The sequence below is a fragment of the Achromobacter sp. 1014246743 genome (assembly GCF_059760725.1).
This window is the reverse complement of the sequence record NZ_JCBANA010000002.1, coordinates 25,833-41,346: the sequence shown is the minus strand read 5'-3', so window position 1 is coordinate 41,346 and position 15,514 is coordinate 25,833. Positions and strand designations below refer to the sequence as shown.

Below are 15,514 nucleotides of genomic sequence, written 5' to 3'. Positions count from 1 at the left end.
CAATGGCTCGCATTCTACGGCCTGGCCCGGCCCTTCCCTGCGGCGCCGGCCGCTGCGGGAAATCGTCATGTCTAAGCTGGACCCCCTGTTTTCTTCCGAATTGGCGCTGGCCGAATCGCGCCATGTGCGCCGCCGGCTGCGCACCGCCACCGCGGCCCCGGCCGGACGCATCGAGATGGGCGGCGCGCCCGCGCTGAACTTCTCCAGCAACGACTACCTGGGCCTGTCCAAGCATCCGCTGCTGATTGACCGTTCGCGAGAATGGGCAGCCCGTCACGGCGCCAGCGCCCAGGCGTCGCGTCTGGTCTGCGGCAACCTGGACCTGCACGAACAGGTCGAGGCCAAGCTGGCGCGCTTGAAGGGGACGGAAGCCGCGCTGCTGCTGGCATCGGGCTGGCAGGCCAACGCCGCCGTGCTGCCCGCCCTGCTGCGGGCGGCGCAAGGCCAGGGCGATGTGCAGGTCTACGCCGACAAGCTCAACCACGCCAGCCTGCACCACGGCTGCCAGGCGGCGGGGGTCAAGCAGATCCGCTTTCGCCACAACGACCTGGACCACCTGGAAACGCTGCTGGCCGCCCGGGCAGGGGCCGATGCAGCGCCCGCCGTCCGCTTCATCGTCACCGAAAGCGTCTTCAGCATGGACGGCGACCGCACCGACGTGGCCCGCCTGGCCGCGCTGGCCGACCGCTACAACGCCTTTGTGTATCTGGACGAGGCCCACGCCACCGGCGTGCTGGGCCCGCGCGGCATGGGCCTGGCAGGGCTGGCGCCCGGCCGCATCGACCTGGCGATGGGCACGTTCAGCAAGGCGCTGGGCGGCTTTGGCGCCTATGTCGCCGGCTCGCGCGCGCTGTGCGACTACCTGGTCAATGCGTGTTCAGGCTTTATCTACACCACGGCGCTGCCGCCGGCCGTGCTGGGCGCCATGGACGCCGCGCTGGACCTGGTACCCACGCTGGACGCCGAACGCGCCCGCCTGGCGGCCTCGGGCGACCGCCTGCGCGCCGCCTTGCGCGAACAGGGCCTGGATACCGCCGACTCGTCCACCCAGATCGTGCCCGCCATGGTGGGCGACGCCGCCCGCGCAATGGCGCTGGCCGCCAACCTGGAACAGCGCGGCCTGCTGGCCGTGGCGATCCGCCCGCCCACCGTGCCCGCCGGCACCAGCCGGCTGCGCATTGCCCTGAGCGCCGCGCACCGCGACGCCGATATCGACCGCCTGATCGCCGGCCTGGCCGCCGCGCTTGCCTGATGCGGAACACGCCTTTGCAAGCCCCGACCCTGCTGTTCGTGCACGGCTGGGCCTTCGACGCCGATTTCTGGGCGCCGCTGGCTGCCGCGCTGCTCGACTTGCCTCAAGCCACCTTCGACGCCGGTTACTTCGGCCCCGCGCGCACGCCCTGCCCCGACGGCCCGGTGATCGCCATCGGCCATTCCCTGGGCGTGCTGCGGCTGCTGCGCGAGAGGCCCCCGAATGGCATCGGCCTGGTGTCCATCAACGGTTTCGCGCGCTTTGCCGCCGCCCCGGATTTCGCCCCGGGCGTGCCGCCGCGCATGCTTGATCGCATGCTGGCCCGGCTGGCGGCGCAGCCCGATGCGGTGCTGCGCGATTTTCGCCAGCGCTGCGGCGCTACCGGTGCGTTCGGTTTGCCCAATATCGATGTGCTGGCGCGCGACCTGCGGGCGCTGCGCGATGACGACCAGCGCGCGGCATTGGCCGCCCTGCCCGTGCCCTGCCTGGCGCTTGCGGGCGACGCCGACCCCATCGTGCCCGCCCCGATGACGCGGGCCACCTTCGGCGACGGCGTGGTTTGGCGCGAAGGCGGTGGCCACCTGCTGCCCGTCACCGACACCGACTGGTGCGCCGCGCAGATCCGCGCCTTCCTGGCCCGCCTGGCGCCCGCCGCATGAGCCCGGATTCGCGCAACACCCGCATCGGCGACCGATTCGGCGCCGCCGCCGACCGCTACGACGCCCACGCGCCCGCCCAGCGCATCACGGCCGAACGGCTGGCCGATGACATCCTGCGGCTGCCGCTGCCGCCCCATCCGCGCATTCTGGAAATCGGCTGCGGCACGGGCCTCTTGACGCAGGCGCTGGCCGCGCGGCTGGGCCCGGCGGACTGGACCATCACCGACATCTCGCCCGCCATGCTGGCCCGCGCCCGGCAAGGCCCCGCCCTGCCCGGCCGCGCCCGCTACCAGGTGCTGGATGGCGAGCATCCCGATAGCCTGCCGGGCGGCTATGACCTGATCTGCTCCAGCCTGGCGGTGCAATGGTTCACGGACCTGAACGCCGGGCTGGGCCGGCTGGCCGCGCTGCTGGCGCCCGGCGGCCACCTGGCCGTGGCGACACTGGCCGCGGACACCTTCGCCGAATGGCGGGCGGCCCACCACGCCATCGGCCTGGCGGCGGCGACGCCGCAGTATCCGGCCCCCCACGCCATCCGTCCGGCCAGCGGCAATCTGGCCGGTGGCGTACACAGCGAACGGCTGATACAACAACATCCTGACGGCCTGCATTTCCTGCAGGCGCTCAAGGGCATCGGCGCCACCACGCCGGCGCCCGGACGAGCGCCGCTGGGGGCCGCCGCGCTGCGGCGGGTGCTGGCGCAGTTCAACCAACAAGGAGCCACGGTGACCTATCACCTGGCCTACGGCATGTGGAAAAACCCTCATAAGTCCGACCTCAAAGGCGTATTCGTGACCGGCACCGACACCGGCATCGGCAAGACCCTGGTGTCGGCCATCCTGGCGCGCGCCTGGAATGCCGACTACTGGAAGCCGGTGCAGACCGGCGTGGCCGAGGAACCCGGCGACACCGACACCGTCGCACGCCTGGCGCAACTGCCGCCCGAACGCCAGCACCTGCCCGCCTACGTCTTGCAGGCGCCGCTGTCGCCCTGGGCCGCCGCGCCGCTGGAAGACGCCGAGATCGATGCCACCGCCATCGTGCCGCCTCGCACCGACGCCCCGCTCATCATCGAAGGCGCCGGCGGCCTGTACGTGCCGATCGACGACAGCCATATGATGATCGACCTGATCGCGCGCCTGGGCCTGCCGGTGGTGCTGGCCGCGCGTAGCGGCCTGGGCACCATCAACCACACCCTGCTCAGCCTGGAAGCGCTGCGCCGCCGCGCCATCCCGGTGCTGGGCGTGGTGATGAGCGGGCCGCTGTCGGCCGGCAACCGCGAAGCCATCGAACGGTTCGGCAACGTACGCGTGCTGGCGGAAATTCCGCCGCTGGACCGCGTGGACGCCGCCGCCGTGCAAGCGCTGGCGCGCCTGATTCCGCCGCTGGACGAGTGCCTGGCGACGTTGGATGGCGCCGCCTAGCGGCCACGCCGGCGGCCGGGCACGCCGCCCGCCGTGAAGCGGCAACGCCGCGCCAACAGGCCGCAAGAACCCGCCGGCCCCGAACGCGCCTACCCCAGCGCCCCGCTGGCGCGCAACCTCGCCGCCTGCGCCGCATCGATGCCGGCTTCGGCCAGCACCTCGTCGCTATGCTGGCCGAAGGCAGGCGCCGCGCACGGGGTGGACGGTGCGCTGCGGCCATACTTGATGGCCTGGGCAAAACCCCGGTAGCTGCCCACCACCGGATGCGCAAAGGTCGAGATCATGCCCTCGGCCTGCACCTGCGGGAAATCGAACATGTCTTCGACGCCGCGGGCCGCGGCGCAGGGCACCTCTTCGCCGAACAACGCTTCCCACTCCAGGGCAGTGTGCGCCTGCAGGGCCTCGTGCAACCGCGGCACGATCTCGTCGCGGTACTGCGCACGCTTGCGCACCGAGTCGTAGCGGGCATCGGCCGCCAGTGCCTGCAAACCGGTCTTGGCGCACAGCGCCTGCCAGAAATGCGGCGTGTTGGCGGAGATATACAGATAGCCGTCACGCGTGGGATGGATGCCGGTAATGCCTCCCGACCGCATGTCGCGCCCGATCTCGCGCGGCTCGCCTTCGGCCCACACCAGCCGCGCCGATTGCAAGGCCAGCGCGCTGCGCAGCAGCGACACGCCCACGAACTGGCCGCGGCCGCTGCGCTCGCGTTCAAACAACGCCGACGCCACGCCCGCCGCGACCATGGACGACGCGTAGTAGTCCACCACCGACCCGTACAGCACTTCCGGCGGCCCGTCGGCGCGGCCCTGCAAGGCGCACATGCCCGTCATGGTCTGCAGCACCTGGTCGTAGCCCGCCTTGTCCTTGAGCGGGCCACTTTCGCCATAGCCGGTCACCGCACAGTAGATCAGCCGCGGATTGATCTCGGCCAGTTGCTCGTAGGCGATGCCCAGGCGCGCCGGCACGCTGGGGCGGAAGTTGTGCACCAGCACGTCGGCGCCCGTCACCAGCGTACGCAGCACGTCCCGCGCCGCGTCCTGCTTCAGGTCCAGCACCAGCCCGCGCTTGCCGCGGTTCACGCCCAGGAAGGCGCGGCTTTCGGCCTCCAGCGTCGAGGGATACTTGCGCAGGTTGTCGCCTGAGGGTGGCTCGATCTTGATCACGTCGGCTCCCTGGTCGGCCAGCAGCGCGCAGCCGTAGGGACCGGCAATATAGGCGCTCAGGTCCAGCACGCGCACCCCCGCGAGCGGCCCGATGGAGGATCGCGGCGTCGTGGCTCGGGTCATCGCGCCTCCAGCGTGTCGGCCAGGCGCACCACCGTTTCGGCGCGGCGCAGGAAAGGGCCATCGATCATGCGACCATCCACCACGAAGGCGGCCACGCCTTGTGCCTCGGCCTGCCCGGCCGCCTGCACCACTCGCCGCGCGTGGGCGATCTCGGCATCCGTGGGCCGGAATACGGCGTTGGCCAGCGGCACCTGGCGCGGATGGATGCAGCTTTTGCCCAGAAAGCCCAGGCGGCGCGCCAATTCGGCCTCGGCCCGAAAGCCCGCCTCGTCCGCGATATTGGCAAACGCCGAATCGTAGGCGAACACGCCCGCCTCGGCCGCCGCCAGCCGCAGCGCGAACATGGCCTGCTGTACCGCCGCCGGCTCGCGGCGGTCGATGCCGGCCGGCTCGAACAGGTCGCCCAGCCCCAATTGCAGGCCCGCCACCGACGGATGCGCCGCGGCCAGCGCGGCGGCATCGCGCAAGGCGCGCGGCGATTCGACGTTGAGCAGCAACCCCACCGGCCGGGCCACGCCATTGGCCAGGCGCGCCCGTTCGATCGCATCGGCCGCGGCCCGCACCTGCGTCACGGATTCGGCCTTGGGCAGGTTCACCAGGCGCAGCGCGGGACGCACCACGGCCTGCACGTCGGCCTGGAAATGCGCGGAATCCAGCGCGTTGACGCGCACGATCAGCGTCTTGGCGCTGGCCACGGCGGCCGCCGATTCCAGCAGCGCGGCCAGATGGCCGCGCGCCTCGCCCTTGCGTTCGGCGGCCACGGCGTCTTCCAGGTCGAACGACAGTGCATCGGCCGGGCCGGCCAGGGCCTTGGCGAAGAGCTCGGGACGCGATCCCGGTACAAACAGTTTGCTTCTCATTCGGGCACTCTCAACAGCGGCGGGGGTTGCGGATCATTGGATGGAGATGTTGCGGTCGGCGGCCACCCGCTTCCAGCGGGCCGCGTCGGCCTGCACCAGGTCGGCGAACTGCGCCACGGTCAATTCGGCCGGCACCGCGCTTTCCTCGGCGAACATGGCGCGCATCTTCGGATCGTTGACGATGCCGCGGATCTCGGCGTTCAAATGTTCGACCAGCGGGGCCGGCGTGCCCGCGGGCGCCAGCACGCCCCACCACAATTCGACGGCGTAGCCGGGCTGGCCTTCGGCGATGGTGGGCAGGTCGGGATAGAACGGCGAACGCGTCGGCGAGGTCACGGCCAGCACGCGCAGCTTGCCGCCCTTGAGCAGCGACGCGGTCGACGCAAAGCTGCCGATCACGAAGTCCACCCGGCCACCGGCCAGGTCGTTCAATGCGTGCGACATGCCCTTGTAGGGCACATGCGTAAAGCTCGTCTTCTCGCCGCCCGCCAGGATCTCGCTGGCCATCTGGTTGACCGAGCCCAGCCCCGCGCTGCCATAGGTCAGCTTGCCGGGTTCCTTGCGACCCGCCGCCAGCAGATCCGCCACCGACCGGTAGGGCGAGTCCTGCCCCACCACCAGCGCCATCGGGCTGCGCGCCAGCATCGCCACCGGCGCGAAGCTGCGCGCCACGTCGTACTTCAGATTGGTCTGCACCGCCGCATTGGTCGTCAGCGTCGACGAGGACAGCATCAGCACCGAACCGTCCTTGGCGGCACGCGCCACGTATTCGGCGCCGATGGCGCCCCCCGCGCCGGGGCGGTTCTCGACGATGACGGTGGCGCCTACGCGGGCGCCCAGCTTTTCGGCCAGTACCCGTGCAAACACATCATTGCTGCCGCCCGGCGGGAACGGCACCACCATCGTGACGGTGGCGGGCAAGGTGGGCGCTGCGGCCGAGGCGCCCGCGGCCATCAGCCCGGCCAGACAAGCGGCCGCCAGGCCGCCCAGGATCTTCTTCATGGCATGTCTCCGTGTCCACGGTCAGGCAGACATGTGCCCGCCGTGTTGTTATGGTCGACGCCATGCTAGGCCTGTCGCCTGGTGATATAAAGCGAGGATTCTTAAAACACTACGTGAGGATTCCTCATGAAGATCGAATCGTTCCGCACGCTCAATGCCGTGTTGCGCGGCGGCAGCTTCGCGGCCGGCGCGGCCGACATGAACCTGTCGCCCAGCGCCGTCAGCCTGCAGATGAAGCAGATCGAGGAATACTTCGGCCAGCCCCTGTTCGACCGGTCGGCGTTGCAGGCCCGCCCCAATGCCTTCGCCGCGGAAGTCGACGCGGTGCTGCAAGACGCCCTGTCGCGGCTGGACGAGCTGCGCCGGCGCAGTACGCCGCAGGTCGAAGGCCGGGTACGGCTGGGCACCATCGAGCCCTTGCAGGTGACCCTGCTGCCGCCGCTGCTGCGGGTGCTGCGCGAGCGCTATCCGCAACTGGACGTGCGGCTGGTGCGCGGCCGCGCGACCGAGCTGGTCGAAAGGCTCAAGACCGGCGAAATCGACGCGGCGATCATCACGCAGCCGGAAACCGGCGGGTCCCGGCGGCTGGCGTGGACGCCGCTGTTTCGGGAACGCCTCGTGCTGATCGCTCCGCCGCAGTCGCGCGAGAAATCGCTGGCCGATCTGTTCGAACGCTACGAATGGATCCGCTTTGACAAGACCACCATCGGCGGCCGCCTGGCGGCCCGCTATGTTGCGCAGCATGCACCGCACGCCCGCTGCCGCATCGACCTGCCATCGCTGGCCGCGCTGACCGCGCTGGTGTCCGAAGGCCTGGGCGTAAGCATCCTGCCCGAGCCCGGCCCCAACCTGCTGGACGTGCATCCCGTGCGCGTGCTGCCGCTGGGCAAGGACGCGCCCTATCGGCAGATCTCGTTCGTGTGTCGGCAGACGGACCAGGACAACCGCCTGGTGCAGGCGCTGCTGGAAGGCGCCCGCCCGTAGCATCGCCCGCAGCCTGTCCGCGCCGCGGGGCAGCCCCGGCGCAAACCCGCCCCGCGCGCATCAATCCGCCGCCACCTCATGCAAAAAGCGCTCGATGGCCGCCACCAGGGCCAGCGGCGTTTCATTCATCGGATAGTGCCCCGCATTCTGCAGCACCTGAACCGCTGCCCCCGGATAGCGCTGTCCATAGGTCGCCGCCATCAGCGCCGCGTTGAACACCGGATCGTGTTCGCCCACCAGCGCCAACACCGGATGGCGCCCATCGATCACGTCGCTGAAATCGGTATCGGCCCAGGCCGGCAGATAGGCGGCAAACGCCTGGGCTGACGAGTGCTCGGCGGAATACGCCGCCTTCCACTGTACCCACGCCGCCGGCAGACGCCCGCCGGTGCTGCGGTCGATGATGGCACGACGCTTGGCAAGGTCGTCGGCCGCCCCCTCCAGCAATGCCCGCGTGGCCGGCGCCATCGCCACGCCACCGCAAGGCACCGGTGCCACCGGCACCAACGCACGCACCCGCCGCGGCGCCAGCGTCGCGACCCGCTCGATGGCCATGCCGCCCATCGAATGCCCTACCAGGCTGAATCGATCAAACCCCAGCGCGTCCGCCAGCGCCAGGGTATCTGCGGCGATCTCGTCGATGCGGTACGAGCCCGGGACATCGCGCATGCCGCCATAGCCGCGATAGTCCATGAACACGTAGCTGAAGGCGGTGGCCGACAGCCAGGGCTCGATCGGTTCGAATGCGTGCGCGTCGCCAAACCAGCCGTGCAGCACGATGACGGGATGGGGGCCTTGCCCCACGCGGTGAAAGGTATTGGGCATTCACACTCCACAAGCAGAGGTCGCGGCCCCCTGACGGGCAGCCGTGGGTTTCAAAGACCTGGGCATCGTAGGCCGCCCCCGTTCGGCCCGCCTTCGATACCAGGCCCATCACTGTAGAATCCGGGCCATGCGCAACACCCTGGTCGATCCCTACGAGGACATCCCCCGCGACGTGGTCGTGACCGCCTGCGACTACCCCGCGGGCCTGACGTTTCCCGTGCACGCCCACCGGCGCGGCCAGTTCGCCTTTGCCGCGCGCGGCGCGATCAGCGTCGCCACGCCCCACGGCCGCTGGCTGGTGCCGCCGCAGCGCGCCTGCTGGGTGCCCGCCGGCATCACCCACGAAATGACCATGGGCGGCCCGGTGACCATGCTGAACACCTTCCTGGCCGATACGGCGGCGCAGGCCTTGGGGCTGCCCGCGCATTGCTGCGTGCTGGGCGTGTCGCCCCTGTTGCGCCAATTGCTGGACGCCGCCATCGACCTGCCCGCGCTGTACGACCTGGACGGTCGCGCCGGCAAGCTCATGGCCCTGCTGGCCGAGGAAATCGCAGCCATGGCGCCGCTGCCGCTGAGCGCACCGCTGCCCGCCGACCCACGCCTGGCGCGCGCATGCCGGCAACTGTTCGCCGAACCGTCCATCGCAATCAGCCTGGACACCGTCGCCGCGAAAGCCGGCATGAGCCGACGCGCGTTCACCCGCCTGTTCCGCGCGCAGACGGGCGCGAGCTTCGCCGCCTGGCGCCAGCAGGCCTGCCTGCTGGCCGCGATCGAACGCCTGAGCCAGGGCCTGCCGGTAACCCGCATCGCGCTGGACCTGGGCTACGCCAGCCCCAGCGCCTTCACGTCCGCCTTTCGCCGCGCGCTGGGCCAGCCCCCTGGCGCCTATCTGGCCGAAAAAAAAGGGTGCCCGAAGGCACCCTGAATCCACCCTACAACAGCACTACAACTGCAACTGCAAACTTGATCCCGTCAGGCTCAGGCGACCTTCTGCACCTTGCCGTGGTCGAACTGGGCTTCTTCCGTCGAACCGGTCAGCGCGGTGGTCGACGACTGGCCGCCTTCGATCGTCTGCGTGACGGCGTCGAAGTAACCGGTGCCCACTTCGCGCTGGTGCTTCACGGCGGTGAAGCCCAGGTCGGCGGCGGCGAATTCTTTTTGCTGCAATTCGACGAAGGCGCTCATCTGGCGGCGGGCGTAGCCGTGGGCCAGTTCGAACATGCCGTAGTTCAGCGCGTGGAAGCCGGCCAGCGTGATGAACTGGAACTTGTAGCCCATGGCGCCCAGCTCGCGCTGGAACTTGGCGATGGTGGCGTCGTCCAGGTTCTTCTTCCAGTTGAACGACGGCGAGCAGTTGTACGCCAGCAGCTTGCCAGGGAATTGCTTATGGATGGCGTCCGCGAATTTGCGGGCGTATTCCAGGTTCGGCGTGGACGTTTCGCACCAGATCAGGTCGGCATACGGCGCATAGGCCAGGCCACGCGAGATCGCCTGGTCGATGCCGGCCTTGGTGCGGAAGAAGCCTTCCACGGTGCGCTCGCCGGTGATGAACGGACGGTCGTTTTCATCGACGTCGCTGGTCACCAGATCGGCCGCGTCGGCGTCGGTGCGGGCCAGCAGCACGGTGGGCGTACCCATCACGTCGGCCGCCAGGCGGGCGGACACCAGCTTGGCCACGGCCTCGCGGGTGGGCACCAGCACCTTGCCGCCCATGTGGCCGCACTTCTTCACCGAGGCCAACTGGTCTTCGAAGTGCACGCCCGACGCGCCGGCTTCGATCATGGCCTTCATCAGCTCAAAGGCGTTCAGCACGCCGCCGAAGCCGGCTTCGGCATCGGCCACGATGGGCGCGAAGAAATCGATGTAGCCCTCGTCGCCCGGGTTCTTGCCTTCCATCCACTGGATCTGGTCGCAGCGGGTCAGCGAGTTGTTGATGCGGCGCACGACCTGCGGCACCGAGTTGGCGGGGTACAGCGACTGATCGGGGTACATCTCGCCGGCCAGGTTGGCGTCGCCGGCCACTTGCCAGCCTGACAGGTAGATGGCCTTCAGGCCGGCCTTGACCTGTTGCATGGCCTGGTTGCCCGTCAGGGCGCCCAGCGAATTCACGAAAGGCTCGCTATGCAGTTGTTCCCACAGACGGGTCGCGCCGCGGCGGGCCAGGGTGTGCTCGACGCTGATCGAGCCGCGCAGGCGGATGACATCCTCGGCGCTGTAGTCGCGCTTGATGCCTTGCCAACGGCTGTTCTCGGCCCAGTCTTTCTGCAGATTGCGGATTTCGGTTTCGCGGTGGCTCATGGTCATGCTCCTTGGTCTATGGCTGAAAAGACAAAAAAACTCTGGTTTGCATTGCGTGAATCGTTGGACAAAGTCTATGCCTCTGCTGCGGAGCAATGTGGGTGTGCCTCTTATATAAGATGAAAAATGTTATTGAATAAAATCAATAAGTTATGAACCTCATTTCGCATTGCGGAACGACATTGTCATCTGTGAAATGGCGCTGCGATGCGCCGCAGCACGAACTTTCACATACCGAGATCGGCGTTTCATGATGTGAAAAACAAGCCTTTGCCGACCGCCTACAATGCGGTCATCCCCAAGCATTTCGACGACCCTTTCCATGACGCTGTCTCACGGCCCGCTGGGCCAGAGCGTGGCCTACGCCTCGCAATACGATCCCTCGCTGCTGTTTCCCATCGCCCGCGCCCACAACCGCCAGGCGCTGGACCTGGCCGCCGGCACGCTGCCCTTTACGGGCGTAGACCTGTGGAACGCCTACGAACTGTCGTGGCTCGACGCCAAGGGCAAGCCGCGCGTCGCCATGGCGACGTTCTCGGTGCCGGCGGACAGCCCCAACATCATCGAATCCAAGTCGTTCAAGCTGTACCTGAACTCGTTCAACCAGACCCGCCTGGTCAATTCCGCCGCATTGCGCGGCCGGCTCGAACGCGACCTCAGCGCCGCGGCCGGCGCCCCGGTGGGGCTGGACTTCATCCTGCCGCAGCGCTTTTCCGAGCTGCGCATGGGCGAGCTGGACGGCATCTATATAGATAAGCTCGATATCGAGATCGACACCTACGAGCCGGCGCCCGAACTGCTGCGCACCCGTCCGGGCGATCCCGTCGACGAAACCCTGTGCTCGCGCCTGCTCAAGTCCAACTGCCCGGTGACCGGCCAGCCCGACTGGGCCAGCGTGCAGGTCCGCTACCGCGGCGCGCCGATCGATCGCGAATCGCTGCTGCGCTACGTCATCTCGTTTCGCCAGCACGCCGAATTCCACGAGCATTGCGTCGAGCGCATCTTCACCGACATCATGCGCGCCTGCGCGCCCGAGCAGTTGACGGTCTACGCCCGCTACACGCGGCGCGGCGGGCTGGACATCAACCCGTGGCGCAGCAACTTCGAAGCGGCGCCCCCGCCGGACGTACGCACCGTCCGGCAGTAAGCGCCGTCCCGAACGGCTCGTGCCGGGCGTGGCCGCGCCGGATACGGCATCAGCGGCTGGCCGCCGCCCGATCAGCGTATGCCGTGCGGGGCCCCGGCTCAGTCCATCAGCGGCTGCCTGCGCAGATGATCCTCCAGGAAATCCACGCACACCCGCACCTTGGCCGACGCGTTCACGCGCGACGGGTACACCGCCCAGATGTTCGCTTCCTGGCGGTATTGCGGCAGCACGGGCACGAGCTTGCCTGCCGCGATCAGCGGGCCCACGTCCCAGGCTGACCGCAGGATGATGCCGCGGCCGTCCACGGCCCACTGCACCACCATCTCGCCATTGTTGGCCGACAGCGGGCCGCGCACCTTGACGGTGTGTTCCTGGTCGCCGCGGCGCATGCGCCAGACGCCGAAGGGATGGTCGCGTTCCTTGATGACCAGGCAATCGTGCGCCGCCAGGTCGGCCAGCTTGCGCGGTTCGCCGCGCTCGGCCAGGTACGACGGCGCGGCGCACAGCAGGCGGTGATTGGTGGCCAGCTTGCGGGCGATGACGTGCGGCGCGATGTCATCGCCCACCCGCACGTCCAGGTCGTAGCCTTCGGCGGCCACGTCGACCAGCCGGTCGAATACCTCGAAGCGCACCTGCACCGCGGGGTGGCGCGACACGAACGCCGACAGCGCCGGCGCCACCACCCGCCGCCCGAAGCCGAAGCTGCTGCACACCCGCAGCAGGCCGCGCGGCTCGCGCCGCGTGGTGCCGACTTCTTCCACCAGGTGGTCGACGTCGTCCAGGATGCGCTGGGCCCAGTGGTAGACGCGCTCGCCCGCTTCGCTCACCACCACGCGCCGCGTGGTGCGGTGAAACAGCGGCGTGCCCAGGCTGGCTTCCAGCAGGCGGATGCGCTTGGTGACGTAGGCGGGCGACATGCCCAGGTCTTCGGCGGCCTTGGAAAAGCTGGACGCACGCACCACCGCGTTGAACACGCGCAGATCGGCGGGCAGCAGGTCATTATTCATGATTCGTGCAGAGTCATTTCACAGAACAGCCCATTGTAGATGGAGTGTGCAGACGCCTACCATGGTCGGGTTCCCGTTGTGGCCCGCCTGTCGGGGCGGCGACCGGGCTTCCTTCCCCCTCATTTCCAGGTTTCCCATCCATGTCCCACGTCTACAAAATCGCAGCCATCGCCGGCGACGGCATCGGCAATGAAGTCCTGCCCGAAGGCCTGCGCGCCGTAGAGGCCGCCGCCCGCCGTTTCGGCCTGGCCCTGCAGATCGATACCTTTCCCTGGGCCAACTGCGCGTACTACGCCCAGCATGGCGACATGATGCCGCCCGACTGGAAGGCGCAGTTGCAAGGCTACGACGCCATCTTCTTCGGCGCGGTGGGCTGGCCGGCCACGGTGCCCGACCACGTGTCGCTGTGGGGCTCGCTGCTCAAGTTCCGCCGCGAATTCGACCAGTACATCAACCTGCGCCACGTGCGGCTGTTCGACGGCGTGGCCTGCCCGCTGGCCGGCCGGCGCGCCGGTGACATCGACTTTTTCATCGTGCGCGAGAACACCGAAGGCGAATACACCAACCTGGGCGGGCGCCTGTTCGAAGGCACCGACCGCGAAGTCGTCATCCAGGAATCGGTCTTCACGCGCCACGGCACCGACCGCGTCATGCGCTACGCCTTCGAGCTGGCCAACCGCCGCGAACGCAAGCAGCTCACGGTGGCCACCAAAAGCAACGGCATCGCCATCAGCATGCCCTGGTGGGACGAACGCGCCGACGCCATGGGCCAGCACTACCCCGACGTCAAGACCGACAAGCAGCACATCGACATCCTGGCCGCGCGCTTCGTGCTGCAGCCGCAGCGCTTTGACGTGGTGGTGGCGTCCAACCTGTTCGGCGACATCCTGTCGGACCTGGGCCCGGCCTGCACCGGCACCATCGGCATCGCGCCGTCGGCCAACCTGAACCCGGAACGCAAGTTCCCGTCGCTGTTCGAACCCGTGCACGGTTCCGCCCCCGACATCTACGGCAAGGGCATCGCCAACCCCATCGCCATGATCTGGTCGGGTGCGCTGATGCTGCAGTTCCTGGGCAGCCAGGATGCCCACGACGCCATCCTGGCCGCCATCGAACACTGCCTGAAGGACGGCCCGCGCACGCCCGATCTGGGCGGCCAGGCCCGCACCGAAGACATCGGCCGCGCCATCGCCGCGCACATCGAAGCGGGCGCCTGACATCCGGCAGGCCTGGCCGTGCCGACCCGGCGCGCCTGAGCCGTACGGCCAAAATACACAACGCCGCCCGAGGGCGGCGTTGTGCTGGCGGCAACGAAGGCCAGGAGGCGTCAGGAACGCGCCGCGGCAGGCGAGGCGGCGGGATCCGCCCGGCGCGCCTGCACCGCAATCCACTGCGCCAGCAAGGCAGCCGCGGTAAAGGCCACGCCGGCGCCGATCCACGGCCCCTGGCGCAACCCCGCATCCAGCAGCAGGCCGAAGGCCAGCGGCCCCAGGGCCGAGCCCACGTCCATGCCCGAATACACCAGGCCGTAGACCGACCCGGTGGCCCCCTTGGGCGTGACCTTGCGGATCAGCATGTCGCGCGACGGCGCGGCCACGCCCGAGCAGAAGCCGGCCAAGGCCACCACCGGGGCCGCCAGCACCGCCGGCACCAGGCCCAGGGCCAGCACCACCAGCGTCAGGCCCGCCAGGATCAGCGCCACCATCACGGTGCGCTCGGTGCGCGGGTTGGCCGACACCAGGAAGCCCCCGGCCGCCATGCCCACCGCCGAGGCCACCATGTAACCCGACAGCGCCGAGCTGGCCGCGACCTTGGACAGGTCGTACAGCTGGCCCAGCAGCGGAATGGTGTAGTTCTGCACCGATGACAAGGCGATCGACGTGCAGGCAAAGAACAGGAAGGCGCCCCACAAGGCCGGCTTGGCCAGCAGCGTGGCCAGCGTGGTCAGCACGCCTTCCTGCGGCTTGGGCGCGGCGCGCACGGCCTTGGCATCCTGGCCGTCGGGCTGCGCCGCCGGTTCGGCTCCGCCCAGCAAGCCGCGCCACACCACCGTCATCAGCAGCACCACCGCCACCAGGCTGGCGGCGCTGTAGGCCGCCACGCGCCAGTTGGCCAGCAGCGTAATGGTGGTCATGAACACGGGCGTGAGCGCCCAGCCCAGGTTGCCCGTCAGGCCGTGGGTCGAAAAGGCGTGCCCCAGGCGCGGCGCCGTGACGCGGTGGTTGATGAGGGAATAGTCGGCCGGGTGGAACACCGAATTGCCGATGCCGCCCACCACCGCCGCCGTCATCAGCATGGGGTAGCCGGTGGCCGACCCGATCAACAGGCCCGACAGCACGAAGCACGCCAGCCCGAACCACAGCACCGGGCGCGCGCCGATACGGTCCACCACGAAGCCGGACGAGGCCTGGCCGATGCCGGACACCACATAGAAGGTCGACACCAGCAGCCCCAGGCGGGCGAAGTCCAGGCCGAATTCATTGCCCAGCGACACGTACAGGGACGGCAGGACCAGCTGGAAGAAGTGGGACGAGGCGTGGGCCACGCCGATCAGCAGGATGATCTGCCAGTCGCGCCGGCGGACGGCGGCATCGGAGGCCAGGGGGGTTGCAGCGGTAGTCATGGCACAGGGCCGCGCGGGGCGGCGATAAGCGGCCGCCTGCAGGCGGCTCGCGGGTTGTCTCCTCAACGTCCGGGCGGGCCGGCCGTTGTCCCTTTGGCGAATGCGGCGCGGGGCCGGGCCGGCGGCAGCCGGCATCGCTCTTCA

14 protein-coding genes are annotated in these 15,514 nt (G+C 69.2%); 7 read left to right on the top strand and 7 right to left on the bottom strand.

Translation table 11 applies throughout. The features are described from left to right. Nucleotides 1-67 precede the first annotated feature (67 nt). Genes bioF through bioD form a run of 3 tightly spaced genes read left to right on the top strand, consistent with a single transcriptional unit; the run spans nucleotide 68 to nucleotide 3,335 of the window. Nucleotides 68-1,252 carry an 8-amino-7-oxononanoate synthase gene (gene bioF, locus AC6LJ2_RS01250; protein WP_498150569.1) on the top strand — a complete coding sequence of 395 codons (1,185 nt, stop codon included), beginning with the start codon at nucleotides 68-70 and terminating at the stop codon, nucleotides 1,250-1,252. A gap of 14 nt (nucleotides 1,253-1,266) precedes the next feature. Next, entirely contained in the window at nucleotides 1,267-1,911 is a 645-nt protein-coding gene (locus AC6LJ2_RS01245; RefSeq protein ID WP_498150568.1) for an alpha/beta fold hydrolase, read from the top strand. Beyond that, complete coding sequence (bioD, locus tag AC6LJ2_RS01240) at nucleotides 1,908-3,335, top strand: dethiobiotin synthase (RefSeq protein WP_498150567.1); 1,428 nt, start codon at nucleotides 1,908-1,910, stop codon at nucleotides 3,333-3,335. The genes AC6LJ2_RS01245 and bioD overlap by 4 nt, the downstream gene beginning before the upstream one ends. A gap of 89 nt (nucleotides 3,336-3,424) precedes the next feature. Here bioD and AC6LJ2_RS01235 read toward each other — a convergent pair whose 3' ends face one another. The 3 genes from AC6LJ2_RS01235 to AC6LJ2_RS01225 are packed head-to-tail and all read right to left on the bottom strand — an operon-like array spanning nucleotide 3,425 to nucleotide 6,486. Then, a complete protein-coding gene (locus AC6LJ2_RS01235) occupies nucleotides 3,425-4,624 on the bottom strand; it encodes a CaiB/BaiF CoA transferase family protein (RefSeq protein ID WP_445657171.1) in 1,200 nt (399 codons plus the stop codon). Beyond that, nucleotides 4,621-5,484, bottom strand: a complete 864-nt coding sequence (locus tag AC6LJ2_RS01230) for an HpcH/HpaI aldolase/citrate lyase family protein (protein WP_263912320.1) — start codon at nucleotides 5,482-5,484, stop codon at nucleotides 4,621-4,623. The genes AC6LJ2_RS01235 and AC6LJ2_RS01230 overlap by 4 nt, the downstream gene beginning before the upstream one ends. Before the next feature lie 33 nt (nucleotides 5,485-5,517). Then, nucleotides 5,518-6,486 carry a tripartite tricarboxylate transporter substrate binding protein gene (locus AC6LJ2_RS01225; RefSeq protein WP_445657172.1) on the bottom strand — a complete coding sequence of 323 codons (969 nt, stop codon included), beginning with the start codon at nucleotides 6,484-6,486 and terminating at the stop codon, nucleotides 5,518-5,520. A gap of 126 nt (nucleotides 6,487-6,612) precedes the next feature. On the opposite strand from AC6LJ2_RS01225, the gene AC6LJ2_RS01220 reads away from it, so the two are divergent. Continuing rightward, nucleotides 6,613-7,470 carry a LysR family transcriptional regulator gene (locus tag AC6LJ2_RS01220; protein ID WP_263912323.1) on the top strand — a complete coding sequence of 286 codons (858 nt, stop codon included), beginning with the start codon at nucleotides 6,613-6,615 and terminating at the stop codon, nucleotides 7,468-7,470. A 60-nt stretch (nucleotides 7,471-7,530) separates the two neighbouring features. Here AC6LJ2_RS01220 and AC6LJ2_RS01215 read toward each other — a convergent pair whose 3' ends face one another. Further along, nucleotides 7,531-8,295: an alpha/beta fold hydrolase gene (locus tag AC6LJ2_RS01215; protein ID WP_498150566.1), complete on the bottom strand. Its 765-nt coding sequence runs from the start codon at nucleotides 8,293-8,295 to the stop codon at nucleotides 7,531-7,533. 127 nt (nucleotides 8,296-8,422) lie between these two features. On the opposite strand from AC6LJ2_RS01215, the gene AC6LJ2_RS01210 reads away from it, so the two are divergent. Then, on the top strand, nucleotides 8,423-9,220 hold the full coding sequence (locus AC6LJ2_RS01210) for a helix-turn-helix domain-containing protein (protein ID WP_263912325.1): 798 nt from the start codon (nucleotides 8,423-8,425) through the stop codon (nucleotides 9,218-9,220). A gap of 53 nt (nucleotides 9,221-9,273) precedes the next feature. Here AC6LJ2_RS01210 and aceA read toward each other — a convergent pair whose 3' ends face one another. After that, entirely contained in the window at nucleotides 9,274-10,593 is a 1,320-nt protein-coding gene (gene aceA, locus AC6LJ2_RS01205) for an isocitrate lyase (protein ID WP_263912327.1), read from the bottom strand. Between the two features lie 322 nt (nucleotides 10,594-10,915). On the opposite strand from aceA, the gene queF reads away from it, so the two are divergent. Beyond that, complete coding sequence (gene queF, locus AC6LJ2_RS01200; protein WP_263912329.1) at nucleotides 10,916-11,740, top strand: NADPH-dependent 7-cyano-7-deazaguanine reductase QueF; 825 nt, start codon at nucleotides 10,916-10,918, stop codon at nucleotides 11,738-11,740. A 98-nt stretch (nucleotides 11,741-11,838) separates the two neighbouring features. Here queF and AC6LJ2_RS01195 read toward each other — a convergent pair whose 3' ends face one another. Further along, on the bottom strand, nucleotides 11,839-12,747 hold the full coding sequence (locus tag AC6LJ2_RS01195) for a LysR substrate-binding domain-containing protein (RefSeq protein WP_263912331.1): 909 nt from the start codon (nucleotides 12,745-12,747) through the stop codon (nucleotides 11,839-11,841). 140 nt (nucleotides 12,748-12,887) lie between these two features. On the opposite strand from AC6LJ2_RS01195, the gene AC6LJ2_RS01190 reads away from it, so the two are divergent. After that, nucleotides 12,888-13,964, top strand: a complete 1,077-nt coding sequence (locus tag AC6LJ2_RS01190) for a tartrate dehydrogenase (RefSeq protein WP_263912332.1) — start codon at nucleotides 12,888-12,890, stop codon at nucleotides 13,962-13,964. Nucleotides 13,965-14,074: 110 nt separating this feature from the next. Here the strand turns inward: AC6LJ2_RS01190 and AC6LJ2_RS01185 are convergent, their stop codons facing one another. Beyond that, a complete protein-coding gene (locus tag AC6LJ2_RS01185; protein ID WP_498150565.1) occupies nucleotides 14,075-15,370 on the bottom strand; it encodes an MFS transporter in 1,296 nt (431 codons plus the stop codon). Between the last annotated feature and the right edge of the window lie 144 nt (nucleotides 15,371-15,514).

Coding starts and splice junctions, on each gene's coding strand:
- bioF (WP_498150569.1), top strand. CDS start 68: ATGTCTAAGCTGGACCCCCTGTTTTCTTCCGAATTGGCGCTGGCCGAA.
- bioD (WP_498150567.1), top strand. CDS start 1,908: ATGAGCCCGGATTCGCGCAACACCCGCATCGGCGACCGATTCGGCGCC.
- AC6LJ2_RS01235 (WP_445657171.1), bottom strand. CDS start 4,624: ATGACCCGAGCCACGACGCCGCGATCCTCCATCGGGCCGCTCGCGGGG.
- AC6LJ2_RS01230 (WP_263912320.1), bottom strand. CDS start 5,484: ATGAGAAGCAAACTGTTTGTACCGGGATCGCGTCCCGAGCTCTTCGCC.
- AC6LJ2_RS01225 (WP_445657172.1), bottom strand. CDS start 6,486: ATGAAGAAGATCCTGGGCGGCCTGGCGGCCGCTTGTCTGGCCGGGCTG.
- AC6LJ2_RS01220 (WP_263912323.1), top strand. CDS start 6,613: ATGAAGATCGAATCGTTCCGCACGCTCAATGCCGTGTTGCGCGGCGGC.
- AC6LJ2_RS01215 (WP_498150566.1), bottom strand. CDS start 8,295: ATGCCCAATACCTTTCACCGCGTGGGGCAAGGCCCCCATCCCGTCATC.
- AC6LJ2_RS01210 (WP_263912325.1), top strand. CDS start 8,423: ATGCGCAACACCCTGGTCGATCCCTACGAGGACATCCCCCGCGACGTG.
- aceA (WP_263912327.1), bottom strand. CDS start 10,593: ATGAGCCACCGCGAAACCGAAATCCGCAATCTGCAGAAAGACTGGGCC.
- queF (WP_263912329.1), top strand. CDS start 10,916: ATGACGCTGTCTCACGGCCCGCTGGGCCAGAGCGTGGCCTACGCCTCG.
- AC6LJ2_RS01195 (WP_263912331.1), bottom strand. CDS start 12,747: ATGAATAATGACCTGCTGCCCGCCGATCTGCGCGTGTTCAACGCGGTG.
- AC6LJ2_RS01190 (WP_263912332.1), top strand. CDS start 12,888: ATGTCCCACGTCTACAAAATCGCAGCCATCGCCGGCGACGGCATCGGC.
- AC6LJ2_RS01185 (WP_498150565.1), bottom strand. CDS start 15,370: ATGACTACCGCTGCAACCCCCCTGGCCTCCGATGCCGCCGTCCGCCGG.